The sequence below is a fragment of the Streptomyces sp. CNS606 genome (assembly GCF_000426325.1).
The window spans coordinates 36088-55268 of the sequence record NZ_AUFD01000028.1; the positions used below are offsets into that span (position 1 = coordinate 36088).

General features: G+C 72.4%; 15 protein-coding genes and 1 rRNA gene. 7 read left to right on the forward strand and 9 right to left on the reverse strand.

What is annotated here, in order from left to right:
- Nucleotides 1-49: 49 nt before the first annotated feature.
- Complete coding sequence (gene secA / locus K304_RS0118425; protein ID WP_027764962.1) at nucleotides 50-2863, reverse strand: preprotein translocase subunit SecA; 2814 nt, start codon at nucleotides 2861-2863, stop codon at nucleotides 50-52.
- 177 nt (nucleotides 2864-3040) lie between these two features.
- Here secA and K304_RS0118430 point away from each other — a divergent pair, with 177 nt between their 5' ends.
- On the forward strand, nucleotides 3041-3625 hold the full coding sequence (locus K304_RS0118430) for a GNAT family N-acetyltransferase (protein WP_027764963.1): 585 nt from the start codon (nucleotides 3041-3043) through the stop codon (nucleotides 3623-3625).
- A 141-nt stretch (nucleotides 3626-3766) separates the two neighbouring features.
- Nucleotides 3767-4933: a DNA glycosylase AlkZ-like family protein gene (locus tag K304_RS0118435; protein ID WP_027764964.1), complete on the forward strand. Its 1167-nt coding sequence runs from the start codon at nucleotides 3767-3769 to the stop codon at nucleotides 4931-4933.
- 68 nt (nucleotides 4934-5001) lie between these two features.
- Here the strand turns inward: K304_RS0118435 and K304_RS0118440 are convergent, their stop codons facing one another.
- The 7 genes from K304_RS0118440 to mtnA form a co-directional block, all read right to left on the reverse strand.
- A complete protein-coding gene (locus K304_RS0118440) occupies nucleotides 5002-5766 on the reverse strand; it encodes a response regulator (protein WP_027764965.1) in 765 nt (254 codons plus the stop codon).
- A gap of 162 nt (nucleotides 5767-5928) precedes the next feature.
- Nucleotides 5929-6627, reverse strand: coding sequence for a ribosome hibernation-promoting factor, HPF/YfiA family (gene hpf, locus K304_RS0118445; RefSeq protein WP_027764966.1), 699 nt, complete (start codon nucleotides 6625-6627; stop codon nucleotides 5929-5931).
- Between the two features lie 193 nt (nucleotides 6628-6820).
- Nucleotides 6821-7477 (reverse strand): ComF family protein, encoded by a 657-nt coding sequence (locus K304_RS29790; protein ID WP_486591721.1) that lies wholly within the window; start codon nucleotides 7475-7477, stop codon nucleotides 6821-6823.
- 245 nt (nucleotides 7478-7722) lie between these two features.
- Entirely contained in the window at nucleotides 7723-9555 is a 1833-nt protein-coding gene (locus tag K304_RS0118460) for an LpqB family beta-propeller domain-containing protein (RefSeq protein WP_037791000.1), read from the reverse strand.
- A complete protein-coding gene (gene mtrB, locus K304_RS29795; RefSeq protein ID WP_078529345.1) occupies nucleotides 9545-11392 on the reverse strand; it encodes an MtrAB system histidine kinase MtrB in 1848 nt (615 codons plus the stop codon). The genes K304_RS0118460 and mtrB overlap by 11 nt, the downstream gene beginning before the upstream one ends.
- A 22-nt stretch (nucleotides 11393-11414) precedes the next feature.
- Nucleotides 11415-12092 (reverse strand): two-component system response regulator MtrA, encoded by a 678-nt coding sequence (gene mtrA / locus K304_RS0118470; protein WP_027764968.1) that lies wholly within the window; start codon nucleotides 12090-12092, stop codon nucleotides 11415-11417.
- Nucleotides 12089-13189, reverse strand: coding sequence for an S-methyl-5-thioribose-1-phosphate isomerase (gene mtnA / locus K304_RS0118475; RefSeq protein WP_078529340.1), 1101 nt, complete (start codon nucleotides 13187-13189; stop codon nucleotides 12089-12091). The genes mtrA and mtnA overlap by 4 nt, the downstream gene beginning before the upstream one ends.
- A 143-nt stretch (nucleotides 13190-13332) precedes the next feature.
- Here mtnA and K304_RS0118480 point away from each other — a divergent pair, with 143 nt between their 5' ends.
- From K304_RS0118480 to K304_RS0118500, 5 genes are read left to right on the forward strand one after another with little or no spacing between them, the layout of a single operon-like run.
- Complete coding sequence (locus K304_RS0118480) at nucleotides 13333-14661, forward strand: DUF7847 domain-containing protein (RefSeq protein WP_027764970.1); 1329 nt, start codon at nucleotides 13333-13335, stop codon at nucleotides 14659-14661.
- Between the two features lie 6 nt (nucleotides 14662-14667).
- Nucleotides 14668-15366 carry a DUF4129 domain-containing protein gene (locus K304_RS29800; RefSeq protein WP_037791001.1) on the forward strand — a complete coding sequence of 233 codons (699 nt, stop codon included), beginning with the start codon at nucleotides 14668-14670 and terminating at the stop codon, nucleotides 15364-15366.
- Complete coding sequence (locus K304_RS29805) at nucleotides 15363-16592, forward strand: DUF4350 domain-containing protein (RefSeq protein WP_051308601.1); 1230 nt, start codon at nucleotides 15363-15365, stop codon at nucleotides 16590-16592. The genes K304_RS29800 and K304_RS29805 overlap by 4 nt, the downstream gene beginning before the upstream one ends.
- Nucleotides 16589-17554 carry an AAA family ATPase gene (locus tag K304_RS0118495; protein ID WP_027764971.1) on the forward strand — a complete coding sequence of 322 codons (966 nt, stop codon included), beginning with the start codon at nucleotides 16589-16591 and terminating at the stop codon, nucleotides 17552-17554. Before K304_RS29805 ends, K304_RS0118495 begins: the two co-directional genes overlap by 4 nt.
- Before the next feature lie 10 nt (nucleotides 17555-17564).
- Nucleotides 17565-18878 (forward strand): DUF58 domain-containing protein, encoded by a 1314-nt coding sequence (locus K304_RS0118500; RefSeq protein WP_027764972.1) that lies wholly within the window; start codon nucleotides 17565-17567, stop codon nucleotides 18876-18878.
- A 128-nt stretch (nucleotides 18879-19006) separates the two neighbouring features.
- Here K304_RS0118500 and rrf read toward each other — a convergent pair.
- Nucleotides 19007-19123, reverse strand: a 5S ribosomal RNA gene (gene rrf, locus K304_RS0118505).
- Nucleotides 19124-19181: the final 58 nt, after the last annotated feature.

The following is a 19181-nucleotide window of genomic DNA, read 5'->3' on the forward strand; positions in this document are numbered from 1 at the left end:
GGCCCGGCCCGACGGCGGGCGGGCGCGTCAGGAGCGCGCCCGCGGCCGTTCACTTCTTGCGGCGACGGCCGCCCTTCTGCGCCTTGCGCCGCTCCGCGCGGGTCATGCCGTCGGCGGCGGACCGCACCGGGCTGTCACCGGTCTGCATCTCGCCCTCGACGACGCCGCCCTCGGCGGTGGGGGCCGAGAAGTGCAGCCGGTCGGGGCGCTGCGGCGCGTCCAGGCCCTTGGCGCGGATCGCCGGGGCGGGCGCGGCGCCCGCCGGGACGGCGTCCTTCTTGCCCCGGTCCTCGGCCGCCTCGCGCTCTGCCACGGGGACCTCCTCGACCTGCCGCTCGACCTGGACCTCCAGGTTGAACAGGTAGCCGACGGACTCCTCCTTGATGCCCTCCATCATGGCCTGGAACATGTCGAAGCCCTCGCGCTGGTACTCCACCAGCGGGTCCTTCTGCGCCATGGCACGCAGGCCGATGCCCTCCTGGAGGTAGTCCATCTCGTAGAGGTGCTCGCGCCACTTGCGGTCCAGGACGGAGAGCACGACGCGGCGTTCCAGCTCGCGCATGATCTCGGAGCCGAGCTCCTTCTCCCGCGCGTCGTACTGCTCGTGGACGTCGTCCTTGATGGACTCGATGAGGAAGTCGGAGGTGACACCCGCCAGGTCGCCGGCGGCCTCCTCCAGCTCGTCCACGGTCACCTGCACCGGGTAGAGCTGCTTGAAGGCGCCCCAGAGCCGGTCCAGGTCCCACTCCTCGGCGAAGCCCTCCGACGTCTCGGCCTCGACGTACGCCTCGATCGTGTCGTCCATGAAGTGGCGCACCTGCTCGTGCAGGTCCTCGCCCTCCAGGACGCGGCGACGCTCGCCGTAGATGACCTCACGCTGCCGGTTGAGCACCTCGTCGTACTTGAGGACGTTCTTCCGGATCTCGAAGTTCTGCTGCTCGACCTGCGACTGGGCGGAGGCGATGGCGCGGGTGACCATCTTGTTCTCGATCGGCACGTCGTCCGGGACGTTGGCCATGGCCATCACGCGCTCGACCATCTGGGCCTTGAACAGCCGCATCAGGTCGTCGCCCAGGGAGAGGTAGAACCGGGACTCGCCCGGGTCGCCCTGACGGCCGGAACGGCCGCGGAGCTGGTTGTCGATGCGACGCGACTCGTGCCGCTCGGTGCCCAGCACGTACAGACCGCCGAGGTCCTTGACCTCTTCGAACTCGGTCTCGACGGCCTTCTCCGCCCGCTCCAGCGCGGCCGGCAGCGCCGCCGACCACTCCTCGGAGTGCTCCACCGGGTCCAGGCCCTTGGCCCGCAGCTCGTCCTCGGCGATCTCGTCCGGGTTGCCGCCGAGCTTGATGTCGGTGCCGCGGCCGGCCATGTTCGTCGCCACCGTGACGGCGCCCCTGCGGCCCGCCTGGGCGACGATCACGGCCTCCCGGTCGTGCTGCTTGGCGTTGAGGACCTCGTGGCGCACGCCCCGCTTGTTGAGCTGCTTGGAGAGGTACTCGGACTTCTCCACGGAGGTCGTGCCGACCAGGACCGGCTGACCCTTCTCGTACTTCTCCGCGATGTCGTCGACGACCGCGTCGAACTTGGCGACCTCGGTGCGGTAGATCAGGTCGGCCTGGTCCGCACGGGCCAGCGCGCGGTGCGTCGGGATGGGAACGACGCCCAGCTTGTAGATCTGGTGGAACTCCGCGGCCTCGGTCATGGCCGTACCGGTCATGCCGGACAGCTTGTCGTACAGCCGGAAGAAGTTCTGCAGGGTGATCGTGGCGAGCGTCTGGTTCTCGTCCTTGATGTCGACCTGCTCCTTGGCCTCGATGGCCTGGTGCATGCCCTCGTTGTAGCGGCGGCCCGCGAGGATACGGCCGGTGTGCTCGTCGACGATCATGACTTCGCCGTCCATGACGACGTAGTCCTTGTCCTTCTTGTAGAGCTCCTTGGCCTTGATCGCGTTGTTGAGGTAGCCGACGAGCGGCGTGTTGACGGACTCGTAGAGGTTGTCGATGCCCAGCCAGTCCTCGACCTTGGCCACGCCGGTCTCGTGGATGCCGACCGTGCGCTTCTTCTCGTCGACCTCGTAGTCGCCGGTCTCGGCCTTGCCCAGCCGCGGGTCGCCCGGCTCGCCCTTCTCCAGGCGCTTCACCAGCTTGGCGAAGTCGCCGTACCACTTGGTGGCCTGGTCCGCCGGGCCGGAGATGATCAGCGGGGTGCGGGCCTCGTCGATGAGGATGGAGTCCACCTCGTCGACGATCGCGAAGTTGTGTCCGCGCTGGACCAGCTCGTCCTTCGACCACGCCATGTTGTCGCGCAGGTAGTCGAAGCCGAACTCGTTGTTGGTGCCGTAGGTGATGTCGCACCCGTACTGCTCGCGGCGCTGCGCCGGCGTCATGTTCGCCAGGATGCAGCCCACGCTCAGGCCCAGGAACTGGTGGACGCGGCCCATCCACTCCGAGTCGCGCTGGGCGAGGTAGTCGTTGACGGTGATGATGTGGACGCCGTCGCCGGAGATCGCGTTGAGGTACGCGGGCAGGGTGCCGACCAGGGTCTTGCCCTCACCGGTCTTCATCTCCGCGACGTACCCGAGGTGCAGCGCGGCGCCGCCCTGGAGCTGCACGTCGTAGTGCCGCTGGCCGAGAACGCGCTTGGCCGCCTCCCGGACGGTCGCGAAGGCCTCCGGCATCAGGTCGTCGAGGCTCTCACCCTCCGCGTACCGCTCCTTGTACTCGTCGGTCAGAGCCCGCAACTCGGCGTCGGAGAGATCGACGAAGTCCTCTTCAATGGAATTCACCTGCCGCGCGATGCGGTCCAGCTTGCGCAGGATCTTTCCTTCACCTGCGCGCATGAGCTTGCCGAAGACGGACACGTAGGGTGACTCCTTGCCGGTCGGGCCTGGCACGGTCTGGTGCGCGGGCACGGCGGAGCAGTCCCCCGCCGCACCGGCCATCGTAAGACAGGGGCGTAGCCCCCTGTACCCCCAACGTGCCGGACTTCCGGAACGTGCCGGGTTCGGCGGGCCGGACGGGCACGGGAGAATGCCGTCATGGAGCCCATCACCCTCACCACCGAGCGCCTCGAACTGCGCCCGTTCACCGAGGCCGACGTCGACGCGGTCGCCGCCGCCTGCCAGGACCCGGAGATCGCCCGGTGGATACCGGTACCGGCGCCGTACCGCCGGGAGGACGCGCTCGAATTCGTGACCCGCGTCAGCCCCGCCGGCTGGCGCGACGACACGATGTACAACTTCGGCTACTTCACCCGTGAGGACGGCGCTCTGGTGGGTTCCATGGGGCTGGTGCGGCTCGCCCTGCTGCACGCCCCCGAACGCCAGGCCGAACTGGGCTTCTGGGCGGCGAAGGAGCAGCGCGGCCGGGGCTACACGGCGGAGGCGGCGCGCGCCGTCGTGGACTGGGCCTTCACCGGGCTCGGCGTGGAACGCATGGAGTGGGTCGCCGCGGCGGGCAACGAGGGCTCCCGCGCGGTGGCCGCACGGGTCGGCTTCGTCATGGAGGGTCTCCAGCGCGGCCGCCTGGTGCACCGCGGCGTCCGGCTGGACGCCTGGATCGGGGCCCTGCTGCCCGGGGACTGGGGGCGCGCCTCCGTGACGCCGTACGAGCCGGCGGTCTGAGCCGGTCTGAGCCTGCCCGTACCGGCCTGCGGGTCGGAGCAGCGGGCCTGCCCACGCGGTCGCCGCATCGTCCCTGTCGTGTCTCGCCGCGGCCGCACGCGACGGGACCGGCTGTCAGTGCGGCGCTCTAGGGTGTGCGGCATGACTTCCGAGCTCTCGCTGACCGCGGACGAGGCACGACGCGTCGCGCTGCGCGCCCAGGGCCTGCTGGGTGCGCCGGACCGGCGCGGCGGCGTGCGCGGGGTGCTCGGCAGACTCGGGGCGGTGCAGCTCGACACCATCTCCGTGCTGGCCCGTTCGCACGAGCTGGTGCCGTACGCACGCCTCGGCGCCGTCGGACGGCAGCGCGTCGAGGACGCGTACTGGACCGGAGGTCACTCGTTCGAGTACTGGTCGCACGCGGCCTGCATCCTGCCGATCGAGGAATGGCCGCACTTCGCCTTCCGTCGGCGTGCCCGGCGCGCCAAGGGACACCGCTGGCACCACCTGGAGGACAAGGAGTCGTCCTGTGCCGCGGTCCGCGACCGGCTCAAGACCGACGGGCCGCTGACCACCACGGAGCTGGGCGGCGGCAAGAACGGCGGCGAGTGGTTCGACTGGTCGCAGACCAAGATCGCCGTGGAGTGGATGCTGGACACCGGCGAGGTGGTCTGCACCGAGCGGCGCGGCTGGAAGCGGGTCTACGACCTGGCCGAGCGCGCGGTCCCCGACGCCCTGCTGCACGACGACCTGGACGACGCCGAGTGCGTACGCCGCCTGGTGGCGCAGGCCGGGTCGGCCATGGGCGTCGCCACCCGGGCCGACCTGGCCGACTACCACCGCCTCACGGGTGATCAGGTGGCGTCCGTACTGCCGGACACCGGACTGGTGCCCGTGGAGGTGCAGGGCTGGCAGAAGCCCGCCTGGGCCGACCCGCTCGCCCTCGCCTCCCCGCCGCGCGGTCGGCACCGCACCACGCTGCTCTCCCCCTTCGACTCGCTCGTCTGGGACCGCCCGCGGACGCTGCGCATGTTCGACTTCACCCACCGCCTGGAGGCGTACGTGCCGCGGCCCAAGCGGCTGCACGGCTACTTCGCGATGCCGCTGCTGGCGGGCGGGAAGCTGCGGGGCCGGGTCGATCCGGCACGGGAGGGGACGACGCTGGTCGCACGGCAGCTGTCGCTGCGCGGGCGGAGCGCGGTGGAGCCGATGGCGAAGGCGCTGCGGGAGGCCGCGGAGTGGGTGGGCTGCGACGCGGTGCGGGTGGAGCGGTGCGCACCGGAGGAGTTGCGCGGGCCGTTGGAGGCGGCGCTGCGGGAGGTCTCCTGACGGGGGAGGTCTTCTGACGTCCGGACCCGCCGCTGGGCGGCGGGCGCGGGCAGCCGGCCTGGGCGCCCTCAGCGGATCTCGAGGATCTTCTCCCGCATCGCGTAGACCACGGCCTCCATCCGGGAGTGCAGCTGAAGCTTCTCCAGGATGTTCCGGACGTGGTTCTTCACCGTGTTCTCGCTGATGAAGAGTTCCTTGGCGATGTCGCGGTTGTTCTTGCCGGTGGCGACGAGCTTGAGGACCTCCAGCTCGCGGTCGGTCAACCGGGGTGCCGGTACGAGCTTGCTCTCGTCCGTGCGCTGGATCATCGACTTGAACTCGGTGAGCAGCTTCGCCGCCATGGAAGGGCTGATCTGGGACTGCCCGTCCGCGACGGCACGGATGGCGGTGGAGACCTCGTCGGTGGAGATCTCCTTGAGCAGGTAGCCCGTCGCGCCGGCCTTGATCGCGTCGTAGAGGTCGGCCTCCTCGTCGCTGATCGTCAGCATGATGATCTTGGCGCTGGGAGCCACCTCCTTGAGCGCCGTACACGCCTCGATGCCGCTGCGCTTGGGCATCCGCACGTCCATCAGCACGATGTCGGGCAGCAGGTCGGCGGCCACCTCCACGGCTTCGGCGCCGTCACCGGCCTCGCCGACCACCTGGATGTCCTCCTCCTGCGCGAGGACGATCTCCAGACCGCGCCGGAACAGCGCGTGGTCGTCCACGACGAGGACCCGGATCGGTTCCTTGCGCGAGGGGTCGTGCGAGCCCGCAGCCTCTTCCGCGTCGGGCGCTCCCGCGGGTTGCCGTGCGCCCGGCACGGACATCGCGGGCCCGAAGCTGTCCGCCATCGATTCCTCCCCCAACGGGCTCGGCCGCCCCAACGCCGTTTGGAGAACACGCCGGTTGACGGTCCGGCCATCCTCCCATGCCGCAGGGCCCGCGTCCGCCCGGCACCGACGTGGGGCGCCCCCGGCCGGTCTCCCGTGACCCGGCCGGGGGCGCGGCGTCGGTCAGCCTCCGAGGGCGCCGCCCGCTCCGAGCGGAGCCTCCTCGGCGAACGGATCCTGTTCCAGGTGGATCACGCCGTAGTCGTAGCCGTGGCGCCGGTAGACGACGCTGGGGTTCTTGGTCTCCGAGTCGACGAACAGGTAGAAGTCGTGGCCCACCAGCTCCATTTCGTAGAGCGCCTGGTCGAGCGTCATGGGTGCGGCGGCGTGGGTCTTCTCCCGTACGACCAGGGGGCCTTCACCCTGGACCTCGAGCGGGCCGACCCGCGTGGTGTTCGAGTTCCCGTCGTCTTCCGAGGTACGTGCCGCCGCGGACGCGGCATCCATCTCCCCGTTGAGTTCCGCAGCCAGGTGCGCCGTCGCCGCGGCCACGCTGATCGGGGCGCGGTGGCCGCCGCGGTGCACCCGGCGCTTGTCGTGTTGCTTGCGCAGGCGTGCCTCGAGCTTTCCGGTGGCAAGGTCGAGCGCCGCATACGGATCAGAGGCCGAAGCCTCGGCGCGAATGACCGGGCCGCGGGTGCGCAGGGTGATCTCCACCCTGTCGGAACGGTTGGCCTGCCGGGGGTTGTGCTCCTTCGAGACCTCGACATCCAGGTTGATCACCTTGCCGTCGAGCTTCTGGATCTTCTCCAGCTTCTCGGCCACGTGCTTGCGGAACCGGTCCGGCACCTCAGTCTTCCGGCCCTTGACGACGATGTCCACGCAGAACTCCGTTCCCGGACGCTGCTTCGCGCTGAGCGCGGCGCGCCCTTTGTGCACTGACGCCGGAGGTTCACGGCCACTGCCGGTCACGCTCCGGCACAAGGTCGGGTTGCGACTTCACCTCCTCCTCCCCCACTCGGAAGATCGTCATCCCTCTCCGAACGTACCTCCGGTGGCGGACGCCCGGCACCCCTTACTGACACGTACCTCCGATCGGGCGAATATCACCTGTCCCACCGGCAACGACGGACCGCGAGGGGTGGTTCCGTCCGCCGGCGGCGACCACGGCGGCGACCGGAAGGGCTCCGGTCCGCTCCGTGACCACCCGTGACGCCTCGGCGAGCGAGGCACCCGTGGTGATCAGGTCGTCCACCAGCACCACGAGCGGCCGCGCCGCACCGGGTCGGGACCGCGCCCGCGGCGACATCAACCGCGCCGCACCGGGCGCCGTCTCCAGCGCCCCGGACAGGTTCTCCGCGCGACGCGCGGCCGTCAGTCCCGCCTGGTCGGCGACCTTCCGCCGCTGCCGCAGCACCGGCACGACGCGGGCCGGCTCCCCCGCGCGCCGCAGGGCGGCCGCGGCGGCGGACGCGACCCGTCGCACCGGGTCGTGGCCGCGTGCGGCGACGGAGCGGCGCGCCGAGGGCACCGGCACCAGCAGCACCGGACGGCACGCACCGCTCCCGGCCACGGCGGCCCGTACGGCGCCCGCCAGGGCACGGCCGAGGGGCTCGGCCAGCGGCAGCGCGCCCCGCTCCTTGTGCGCGAGCAAGATGGCCCGGGCCTCGTCGGCATACGGCAGCGCCGCGTGGACGGAGGGGAGTCCGTCGGGGGCGGGCAACGGACGCACCGGACGCGGAACGGCGCGCCCGAGCAGCGCGCGGCAGCGGGCGCACAGGCGCCGGGAGGCCCGAGCGACCCCGCACCCGGCACAACCCCCTGGCAACACCAGGTCGGTCAGCTCCTGCCACAGGGCCTGCATGAACCCAGTCTCCCAGCGGCCGGACACCCCCACCAGTCCTGTGGAGAACTCCGTCGGCACACGCTCCGAGCTGCGGCGACACCGCGTCACCGGGCGACTCCGCGTCGACTCGGTCAGCCGGGATAGACGGGTGCGCTGCCGTCCTCCGAGACGGTCTCCCAGTCGCCGTCCGGTGGCGTCAGCCGGACGATGCCGTACTGGGACTCGGCGAAGAGCGGCATGTTCTCGCTCTCCGAGGCCGCGACGCTCTCCACGTCGTTGATGCCGGGCAGCGGCGGCTGGTGCGCCGTGGACCCGTCCGTGCCGACGTACTGCAACTGCTGCACGCTGCGCGACTCCCGCCCCACCACGACGAGTTCGCTCGGACCGGACCACGACATCGCGACGACGTCCTCGAGTTGCGGGGCGACCCGCTGGAGGGCGGCGACGGTGACCGACGGGTCCTCCCGCGTCCCCTCCCGCTCCACGCGGCCGAGTTGCAGCGAACTGGTGCCGTCGGGGTTCCTGATCCGCAGCGCGATCCGCACCCCGTCGGAGGAGATCCGCAACGACTCGATGCGCTCGTTCCTGGCGAGGCCCGGCACCGAGACGGCCTCGGCCTCGCCCTGACCGCCGGGGAGCCGGAGCAGCCGCGGGTCGCGCGGATCGCGGTCCGCGACCCACAGGTCGCCCAGCCCGTCCCAGCTCGGCGCGCTGAGCCGGTTCTCCTCCTGCACCGCCCGGCTGACGAGCACCGGCTGCGCGGGCTCCCCCTTGGCCGGGGACTGCAGTGAGGGCGCCACGTACAGGGCCCGCCCGTCCCGGGTGACGGCCGCGCCGATGCGCTCGTCGCGGCTCACGCCGACCGCCCGGAACTCCACGCGGCCGCTGCCCAGCAGGCCGGTGACGACCCGCGGCCGGTTCGACGCCCCGTCGATGGTGGCGACCCGGTGTTCCGCATCCACCATGTACGGCGAAATCGTCCCGTCCAGCCGGCCGGGCGCGTAGGCCCGCGCTTCGCCCCCGTCGAGTGCGCAGATCTCGCCGCCCGCTCCCCGGAGCGCGACGCTGGTCACCTTCGACGACGCCTGCGACTGCACGCTGTGGAACACCTGTGCGGCCATCCGTTCGCACCGGGCGCCGCCGGCCTTCGCCCCCGCCCGGTTGAGCCGCACGGTCACCGCACCCGAATCCTGCACGGTCACGCTGTTTCTGCGGGCCAGCAGCGTGTCGTCGGGAAAGGCGGTGCGAACGACCGGGTCGAGCCAGTCGGTGGGGCCTTCGAGCAGGGCGCGCACCGTGTCGGCGACGGGTTCGATGCGCGACCGGACGTACACCGGCTGGGCCACCAGCACGTCCTGTCCCCGGTTCACGGAAGGGGCTCCGGGTCCGAGCCGCGCGAAGTAGTAGATGTCCACGGAGCGGTAGATGCGCTCGAAGTCGGACGATCCGAGGACGAGACCGTCGGGGAGCCGGTCGATGCGCCAGCCCTCGCCCTCGACCTCGGTCAGGTGGAAGGCGTCGGTGAGCCGGCCGCTGTCGGGCCGGTAGGCGTGCCGGGTGTCGAGCCGCGCGGCCCGCTCCCCGGTGACCATCACCGTGGAGCCGTTCTTCCTCGCCCCGTCGGGGACGCCGCCCTCGGTGACCGGTCCGCGCTCGAGCACCGTGGTCCCGGCGAACGGATCCCACGCCTTCGCGGCGTCCTCGGTGAGGTACTCACGAGCCGTGCTGAAGCCGGGCTCGTCGCTGGTGGTGGCCTCCAGGAACCCGCGCACGATGTCCTGCGGCTCCCCGCCCTTCTGCGGGCTGAGGCCGTACACGCGGACCCGCGACTCCTGCTCGGCCCGCTGGGAGGGCTCGACCGGGGTGACCTGGCCGTCGGCGGGCATGGACGCACACCCGGACAGGAGAAGGGCGAGGGACAGCAGCGCACCGACGCCTCCGCGGCGCCGTCGGTCAGCCCTCATCCTCCGTCTCCTCTCCACGGCCGCCCTGCCCGTTCGCGGACACCCGGTTGCGGGGCGGCAGCACGCCTTCGGCGCCCCGGCGGCGGCGCGAGTCGGCGGGCTCCAACGGTATCGGCGAGCCGCTCAGCGGATCGCCCGCGGTGCGCGGCAGCGTGAGCCGGAACTGCGAACCGCCCCCGGGCTCGCCCCAGGCCTGGAGCCAGCCACCGTGCAGCCGCGCGTCCTCCAGGGCGATCGCCAGTCCCAGCCCGGTACCGCCGGTGGTGCGGGCACGGGCGGGATCGGCGCGCCAGAAGCGGCTGAACACCCGGTTGACCTCGCTCGGCTTGAGGCCGATGCCGTAGTCCCGCACCGCGACCGCGGCGGCACCGCCGCCGGCGGCCAGACGTATCACCACGTCGCGTCCCTCGCCGTGCTCTATCGCGTTGTCCAGCAGATTGCGCAGCACCCGCTCCACCCTGCGGCCGTCGGCCTCGACCATCACCGGCTGCTCGTCCCCCAGCACGCGCACCGGGCTGCCGGTGCGTTCGGCGAGCGGCGCGCAGCCGTCCACCACGCGGTGCACCACGTCCCGCAGGTCGACGGGACCGGCTTCCAGCGCCGCGGCGCCCGCGTCGAAGCGGGAGATCTCCAGCAGTTCGCCCAGCAGCGACTCGAACCGGTCGAGCTGGCCGAGGAGCAGCTCCGCCGAACGGGCCGTGACCGGGTCGAAGTCGTCCTTCGCGGCGTGGATCACGTCCGCGGCCATCCGCACGGTCGTCAGCGGCGTCCGCAGTTCGTGCGACACGTCGGAGACGAACCGCCGCTGCATCCGGGACAGCTCCTCGAGCTGGTGGATCTTGCGGTAGAGGTTCTGGGCCATCTTGTTGAACGACTCACCCAGACGAGCGATGTCGTCCTCGCCGGCGACCTTCATCCGCTCCCGCAGCCGCCCGGCCGCCAGTCGTTCGGAGATGCCCGCGGCCATCCGGACCGGGGTGACCACCTGGCGTACGACCAGCCAGGCGATGGCGCCGAGCAGCGCGACCACGAACACCCCGGCGGTGATCAGCGTGCCCTTGACCAGGTTGAGCGTCTCCTGTTCCTGGGCGAACGGGAAGACGTAGTAGAGCTGGTACGGATTGCCGTTCAGGTCACTGACCCGCTTGCCGATGATCAGACCGGGCTCGGTGGCGCCGCCGGGACGGTGCACCAGGGCGAACTGCTGGAAGGTGCCGTCCTTCTTGTCGAGCGTGCTCCGCAACTCGGCCGGGATGGTGCGGACCGGGTCCACGTCGTCCGAGGCGCGCGGGCCGAGCGGACGAGTCCCCTGGTCCAGGGAGGGCGGCGAGTCGTCGGGGTCGGAATTGAGCACGACCACGGAGAAGACGCCCTGCCCGCCGCTGGAGAGCTGCTCGGCCAGGCTGTTCAGCCAGGGACCGGCGGACTGGTCCACGGGACCGTCCGCCGGGTCGGAGCCGCCGTCGCTGAAACCGCGCCCGCTGGAGGCGTCGGCCACCTGCTGGGCGAAGGCGAAGCCGCCGGCGGCCTGGCTCTGCGCCGCCTGCTCCTTCGCCTCCCGCAACCCGTTCCGGACCTGGCCGGTCACCACGATCCCCAGCAGCACCACCACGCACAGCGACATCATCAGCGTCGCCGCGACCACCCGGAGCTGGATGTTCCGTCGCCACAGGCGCACGGCAGGCAGCAGCGGACGGCGAATCAGCCGGACCGCCATCCGGAACACCGGATGGGAGCGGGTCCCCGTCGCCCCCTCGGGCAGCAGGCCCTCGGAGAACAGCGCACCGCCCGCACGCCACAGCCGCGCCATGCGGGACCCGTCCGGCCTCTCGGGCATCTCCGTCACCTGTGCGGGCTCGTCAGCCCGGTCCGGCCTTGTACCCGACGCCGCGGACGGTGACCACGATCTCCGGCCGCTCCGGGTCCTTCTCGACCTTCGACCGCAGCCGCTGCACGTGCACGTTCACCAGTCGGGTGTCGGCGGCGTGCCGGTAGCCCCACACCTGCTCCAGCAGCACCTCGCGGGTGAACACCTGCCACGGCTTCCGGGCCAGTGCCACCAGCAGGTCGAACTCCAGCGGGGTCAGCGCGATGGACTGCCCGTCGCGCTTCACCGAGTGACCGGCGACGTCGATCACCAGGTCGCCTATGGCGAGCTGCTCCGGGGCGGGCTCCTCCGAACGGCGCAGCCGCGCCCGGATGCGGGCCACCAGTTCCTTCGGCTTGAACGGCTTGACGATGTAGTCGTCGGCACCGGACTCCAGACCGACCACCACGTCGACGGTGTCGCTCTTCGCGGTCAGCATGACCACCGGTACCCCGGACTCGGCACGGATCAGGCGGCACACCTCGATACCGTCCCGGCCTGGCAGCATCAGATCGAGCAGCACCAGGTCCGGTTTCGTCTCGCGGAAAGCGGCGATCGCCTTGTCGCCGTCCGACACGAACGACGGTTCAAAGCCTTCGCCGCGCAGCACGATGCCGAGCATCTCTGCCAGTGCGGTGTCGTCGTCGACGACGAGGACGCGTCCCTTCATGAGTTCATCATCCCATTGCGCGATCGTGACGCTCCCGTCGGTGGTGCGGAACACACCGCCGCGATCCCCTCACGACCGACCGGGGAGACCACACCACGTTCCGTCACGATGGCCGTGACCAGCTCGGCGGGCGTCACGTCGAACGCCGGGTTGTAGGCCTCGGCGCCCTTCGGCGCGTTCGCGGTCACCTCCTCCGCCGACCGCTGCTCGATCTCGATGGCCGCGCCGTCCGGCGTCTCGGGGTCGATGGTCGTCACCGGGGCCACGACCAGGAACGGCACCCCGTGGTGCCGGGCGAGCACCGCCAGGGGGAAACTCCCCACCTTGTTCGCCGTCGAGCCGTCCGCCGCGATCCGGTCCGCGCCGATCAGCACCGCGTCCACCCGGCCCGCCGCGAACAGCGACCCCGCGGCACCGTCCACCAGCACGCTGTACGGCAGGCCGTCCCGCTCCGCCTCGTACGCCGTCAGCCGCGCCCCCTGCAGCAGCGGCCGCGTCTCGTCCACCCACAGGCGTTCCAGCCGCTCCGCCCGGTGCACCGCCCGGGCCACCGCGAACGCCGTGCCACCGCCGCCCGAGACGAGGATGCCGGTGTTGCAGTGCGTCAGCAGCCTCAGGTCGCGCGCGCCCCGGCGGTCGCCGAGCAGCGTGTTGAGCAGCAGGTCCCGTCCGTGCTCGGCCATCCGGTCGCTCGCCTCGGCGTCCTCCGCGTGCAGGGCACGGGCCTCGGCCAGCGCCACCGCCGCGGCCGCCTCCGGCCCGGCGCCCTCCGCGACCGCCCGGCCATGGGCACCCTCGACCCGGCGCGCGCCGTACCCCAGGTTCACCGCGGTCGGCCGGGCGCCGGCGAGCACGCCCGCCGCCTTCCGCACGTCCTCGCCGCGCGCGGCGGCCAGCGCCACCCCGTATGCGCCCGCTATGCCCAGCAGGGGCGCGCCCCGCACCGCGAGGGACCGGATCGCGGAGACCAGGGACGGCACGTCGCCGCACCGCAGCTCCGCCTCCTCGGCAGGCAGCCGCGTCTGGTCCAGGAGCAGCACCGCGGGGCCCTCGGGTGCGTCCGCCCACCGGAGTACCGGAACACTGTGATCTGTCATCCGCCCAGTCTGCCCCGCACCGGCGCGGCGCAGAAGGCGCACGACCCGCAGAGGCCCCACCTCTAGGGCGTGATCCAAAAGAAACGCCCGGCCGCCACCGGTCGTGGCACGATGGCAGCGAACCAGGCGAAGGAGTGGCAGAAATGAACGATTCTCCGGGCTGGGCCTCGCCCGGATCCTCCCCGTCCGAGCCCGCGAAGGGCGCCGAGGGGAGTCCGGCCGACGACGCCTCCCGGACCCCGCCGCCCGAACCGCCGGGCGCGGGGCGGCAGGAACGGCCCGGCGAGCAGCCGGACGGTCCCGACGCGCAGCCTGGGCGCGTGCCGGGGAACGTACAGCCGGGGAAGTGGTCGGCCGAGCAGCCGCCGGCGTCCGCGGGCGGCGGATGGGGCGCCGCCCCGCCACCCCCGGGCGGGCCGGGGCACCCGGCGCCCGGGCAGCCGCCGGGGTGGGGAGCCTGGAACCAGTGGGGGCGCCCGCCCGCCGCCAAGCCCGGCGTCATCCCGCTGCGGCCGCTCGGCGTCGGGGAGATCCTCGACGGCGCCGTGTCCACCGCCCGCGCCCACTGGCGCACCGCCCTGGGGGTCGCCCTCGGCGTCGCCGTGCTGGTGCAGCTCGCGTCCACCGTCGCCAACGGCATATGGCTGCGCGGCAACGACGGGCTGGAGGCCCTCGAGAACAACCCGCAGCCCAGCACGGACGAACTGCTCGACGCGATGAGCGCCTCGTTCAGCAGCGCGGGCATCACCCTCCTCGCCACCCTCGTCGGCACGGTCATCGCCACCGCGATGCTCACCATCGTCGTCAGCCGCGCCGTCCTCGGCCGCACGGTAAGCATGTCGGAGGCCTGGCGCGCATCGCGGCCCCAGCTCGGCCGCATGCTCGGCCTCACCGTGCTGGTCATGCTGATCGTGACGGGCTCGGTCCTCGCCGGAACGCTGCCGGGGATCGTCCTGCTGGCCGCCGGCGCCACCGTCGCCGGAAGCGGCCTCCTCCTCCTGGGCATGATCGGCGGCGCCGTCTGCGGGATCTGGCTGTGGATCCGGTACTGCCTGGCCGCACCGGCGCTCATGCTGGAGCGGCAGAGCGTCACCACCGCACTCCGCCGCTCCGCCAAGCTCGTCCGGAACAGCTGGTGGCGCATCTTCGGCATCCAGGTCCTGGCCTGGCTCCTGGTGCAGATCGTCAGTCTCGTCGTGCAGATCCCGTCCTCGGTGCTCGCCTCCGTCATCGAGGGGGACGGTCTCCGCGACGTCCTCAGCGGCTCGCTGACGTTCTCCTGGACGTACCTGATCATCGTCGGCATCGGCGGCGTACTGGCCATGACCGTGACGCTGCCCCTCAGCGCAGGCATCACGGCCCTGCTCTACATGGACCAGCGCATCCGCCGGGAGGCCCTCGACCTGGAGCTCGCCCGCGCCGCGGGCGTCGACGCGAGCGGTTCCCCGCCGCCCGGTCCCGCGGGGAGCTGACACACGGTGCCGGGGGGTTCCGCCGTGGCCCGCGTCCTCGGCGAGGACGCCCCGCCGGTCACCACGCCGCGCGAACCCGCCCGGCGCGACGCGGAACGCGAACTCTCCGAGCCCGTCTACCACCGCGACGACCCGAGCCTCCTCGAGCAGGCCGTCGACTGGGTCTGGGAGAAGCTGGGCGAGCTGCTCGGCTCCGCCGTGGACGTCGTGCCCGGCGGAGCCGTCGGTGTCACGGTCCTGGTGGGCGCCCTGGTGCTGCTGGTCGCCGCCCTGTGGTCACGCCTGGGCAACCCGCACCGGACGACCGGCCCGGCGCGCCCCGCTCTCTTCGAGGACCGCCCCCGCACCGCCGACGAGCACCGCGCCGTCGCCGACGCCCACGCCGCCGCCGGGCGGTGGAGCGAGGCCGTACGCGAGGCCATGCGGGCCCTCGTGCGCTCCCTGGAGGAGCGGGCGCTGCTCGACCCCCGTCCCGGACGCACCGCCGACGAGGCCGCGCACGAGGCCGGCCGCCTGCTGCCCGCCCAGGCAGGCGCGCTGCGCGACGCCGCCGTCGCGTTCGACGAGGACACCTACGCAGGGCGGGCGGCGCGGCAGGACACCTACCGCCGCATCCGCGACCTGGACGAGACCCTCCGCCGGACCACCCCCACACTCACCGGCGCCGGGAGCGGGAGCGGCGCCGGCACCGGGAGCGGCCGGTGAGCCGTCCGACGACCTCCGTCTCCCCCACCGCCGGGCACGTCTGGGCACGCCTGCGCGGCCTGCTGGTCGCCGCCGCGATCCTCGCCGTGGCCGGCGTGACGCTCGCCGCGCTGCGCTCCGGAGAACACCACGGCGCGCTGGACCCGCGCTCCCCAAGCACGTACGGAAGCCTGGCAGTCGCCGAACTGCTCGCCGAGCGTGGCGTCACCACCACCGTCGTGACCACCGGCGCCGAGGCCGCGGCCGCCGCCGGACCGGACACCACCGTGCTGATCACCCGACCGGACGTCCTGAGCCGCGAGCAACTGACGTCGCTGCGCGCGGTGGCCGCCACCGGCGGCCGTACCGTCGTGGTCGGTGCGGGCCCGCGCGCCACGTCCGTCCTCACGCCAGGCGTCGAGGCGACGAAGACCAGCGCAGCCGCCGAGGCGACCCCGCCCCGCTGCGACCTGCCCGCGGCCCGACGCGCGGGCGACGCCGACCTCGGCGGAGTCCGTTACCGCACCGCCGACGAGACCGCCCACGCCTGCTACCCCCGGGACGCGCGGCCGACCCTGGTGGTCACCGCCTCGGAGGGGGGCGACGGGGACACGGTCCTCCTCGGCACGCCCCACCCGCTGCACAACGACCGGCTGGACGACCACGGCAACGCCTCGCTCGCCCTCCAACTACTCGGCTCACGACCGCAGCTCGTCTGGTACCTCCCTTCGCTGTCCGACTCCGCCGCCGACCGCGACGGCGCGGACGGCTTCTTCGACCTCCTTCCCGGCGGCTGGCGCTGGGGTGTCCTCCAACTCGCCTTCGCCGCCGTGCTGGCAGCCTTCTGGCGGGCACGTCGCCTCGGGCCGCTGGTGCCCGAACGCCTCCCGGTCGTCGTCCGGGCTTCCGAGACCACCGAGGGCCGTGCACGCCTCTACCGTCAGACGCAGGCCCGCGACCGCGCCGCCGATGCCCTGCGCGAAGCGAGCCGTCGACGACTGGCACCCCTCGTGGGTGTGAGCACCACGCAAGCGGACGCGCCCGAGCGACTCCTGCCGGCCCTGGACCGGCACCACAGCGGGGACCTGCATGCGCTGCTCTTCGGTCCCGCCCCGGCCGATGACCGGGCGCTGGTCCTGCTGGCGGACCAGCTCGACGCCCTCGAAGGCCAGGTCGCCCACCGACCGACCGCACCACCTCCGTCGCCCGTCACCGCACCACCGACAGACAAGGACCGCACCTCGTGAGCGTCCCCTCCGCAGACAGCGCCCGCAGCGCACTCGAGGCGCTGCGCACCGAGATCTCCAAGGCCGTCGTCGGACAGGACGCCGCCGTCACCGGCCTCGTCATCGCCCTGCTGTGCCGAGGCCACGTCCTGCTCGAGGGCGTCCCCGGCGTCGCGAAGACGCTGCTCGTGCGCGCCCTCGCCGCCACGCTCGAACTCGACACCAAGCGCGTACAGTTCACGCCCGACCTGATGCCGAGCGACGTCACCGGATCCCTGGTGTACGACGCCCGGGCCGCGGAGTTCTCCTTCCAGGCCGGACCTGTTTTCACCCACCTTCTCCTCGCCGACGAGATCAACCGGACTCCGCCCAAGACGCAGGCGTCGCTCCTGGAAGCCATGGAGGAACGGCAGGTCTCCGTCGACGGGACACCTCGGCCGCTGCCCGATCCGTTCCTCGTCGCCGCCACCCAGAACCCGGTCGAATACGAGGGCACCTACCCCCTTCCCGAGGCTCAGCTCGACCGCTTCCTGTTGAAGCTCAACGTGCCGCTGCCCTCCAGGGAGGACGAGATCGGCGTCCTCACCCGGCACGCCGAGGGCTTCGATCCCCGCGACCTGTCCGCCGCCGGCCTGCGTCCCGTCGCCGGCCGGGAGGCGCTGGACGCGGCACGCAGGGCCGTCGCCGGGACGTCCGTTTCGGCGGAGATCACCGGTTACGTCGTCGACGTCTGCCGTGCCACCCGCGAATCCCCCTCTCTCTCCCTCGGCGTCTCTCCCCGAGGCGCCACCGCGCTGCTCGCCACCGCGCGCGCCTGGGCCTGGCTGACCGGCCGCGACTACGTCATCCCTGACGATGTGAAGGCTCTGGCCCTTCCCACCCTCCGCCACCGGATCCAGCTGCGCCCGGAAGCGGAGATGGAAGGCGTCAGCCCGGACAGCGTCATCCACTCCGTCCTGGCCCACGTGCCGGTACCCCGCTGAGGACCCGGCCATGGCTCTCACCGGACGCGCCGCTCTGGTCGCAGCTCTGGGCGCGCTACTCGTCGGACTGGTGCTCCCCGGCTGGGCCGGCGTCCTGGCCGTGGAACTCCCCCTGCTCCTCGCCATCGTCTACGACCTCCTCCGCGCCGCGCCAGTACGAACGCTCCATTTCACCCGTTCTGGTGACACATCAGTTCGACTCGGTGAGAGTGCGGCGGTGACCCTGCTGGTCACCAACACCTCCTCCCGGCTGCTGCGCGGCGTGCTCCGCGACGCCTGGCCTCCCAGCGGCGGAGCCGAGAGCCCGGAGGCAGGGCTCTCCTCCCGCTACCGGCTCGACGTTCCGGCGGGCGAACGCACGCTTCTCACCACCCGCCTCCGGCCACGCCGGCGCGGCGACCTGCGTTCTGCTCGGGTGACGGTCAGGTCCCTCGGCCCTCTGGGGCTCGCCGCACGGCAAGGCGGCCACGCCGTTCCCTGGACGATCCGCGTGCTGCCCCCGTTCGAGAGCCGCAGACAGCTCCCGGCCAAGCTTGCGCGGCTCCGCGAACTGGACGGACGCACCAGCATCCTCACCCGGGGCGAGGGCACCGAGTTCGACAGCCTCCGCGAGTACGTCCCGGGCGACGACACCCGGTCGATCGACTGGCGTGCGACGGCACGGCAGTCCGACGTCGCCGTCCGTACCTGGCGCCCGGAGCGGGACCGTCACGTCCTCGTCGTCCTCGACACCGGTCGTACGGCAGCGGGCCGCGTGGGCGACGCGCCACGGCTGGACACGGCGATGGACGCCGCACTGCTGCTGGCCGCCGTGGCCTCCCGGGCGGGTGACCGCGTGGATCTGCTGGCTTACGACCGTCGCGTCCGGGCCACCGTTCGCGGGAAGTCAGCACAGGACGTACTGCCTTCCTTCGTCTCGGCGATGGCCCCGCTGGAAGCGGAGTTGGTGGAGGCCGACGCCCGAGGGCTGGCGTCCACCGCGCTGCACATGGCGCGCCGGCGCTCGCTGATCGTGCTCCTGACCGGCTTGGAGACGGCCGCCGTGGAGGAGGGCCTGATGCCGGTTCTGCCGCTGCTGACGCAGAGGCACACGGTACTGGCGGCGGCGGTGGCCGACCCGCGGCTGGAGGAGATGACACGCAACCGGGGTTCGGTGGACGCGGTGTACGAGGCGGGAGCGGCGACGCGCGCCCAGGGGGAACGCCGCAGCGCGGCCGATCTCCTGCGCCGCCACGGAGTGACGGTCGTCGACGCGACGCCAGGCGTTCTCGCGCCGCACCTGGTCGACGCCTATCTCACGTTGAAGGCCGCGGGACGTCTGTAGGCGCTTGCGCGTGCGGGCGTCGGAACCGGTTCCGGCACCCGCCGCCCCGGGCCCGAGACTGAACACCGGGTCTGGAAACGGCGAAAGCCCCGCCGGCCCGAAGGCCGACGGGGCTCCCGTCAATGATTGTTCGGCGGCGTCCTACTCTCCCACGAGGTCCCCCTCGCAGTACCATCGGCGCAATGAGGCTTAGCTTCCGGGTTCGGAAAGTAACCGGGCGTTTCCCTCACGCTATAACCACCGAAACACTATGAAACACACAAGAACCGGGAGAACCAGCCGCAACCCCGGATGCCACCAACA

Bases quoted from the DNA above. Each gene is read 5' to 3' on its own strand.
- K304_RS0118430 (WP_027764963.1), top strand. From the start codon at position 3,041: ATGGAGCCCATCACCCTCACCACCGAGCGCCTCGAACTGCGCCCGTTC.
- K304_RS0118435 (WP_027764964.1), top strand. From the start codon at position 3,767: ATGACTTCCGAGCTCTCGCTGACCGCGGACGAGGCACGACGCGTCGCG.
- K304_RS0118440 (WP_027764965.1), bottom strand. From the start codon at position 5,766: ATGGCGGACAGCTTCGGGCCCGCGATGTCCGTGCCGGGCGCACGGCAA.
- K304_RS0118460 (WP_037791000.1), bottom strand. From the start codon at position 9,555: ATGAGGGCTGACCGACGGCGCCGCGGAGGCGTCGGTGCGCTGCTGTCC.
- mtrB (WP_078529345.1), bottom strand. From the start codon at position 11,392: ATGCCCGAGAGGCCGGACGGGTCCCGCATGGCGCGGCTGTGGCGTGCG.
- mtrA (WP_027764968.1), bottom strand. From the start codon at position 12,092: ATGAAGGGACGCGTCCTCGTCGTCGACGACGACACCGCACTGGCAGAG.
- mtnA (WP_078529340.1), bottom strand. From the start codon at position 13,189: ATGACAGATCACAGTGTTCCGGTACTCCGGTGGGCGGACGCACCCGAG.
- K304_RS0118480 (WP_027764970.1), top strand. From the start codon at position 13,333: ATGAACGATTCTCCGGGCTGGGCCTCGCCCGGATCCTCCCCGTCCGAG.
- K304_RS0118500 (WP_027764972.1), top strand. From the start codon at position 17,565: ATGGCTCTCACCGGACGCGCCGCTCTGGTCGCAGCTCTGGGCGCGCTA.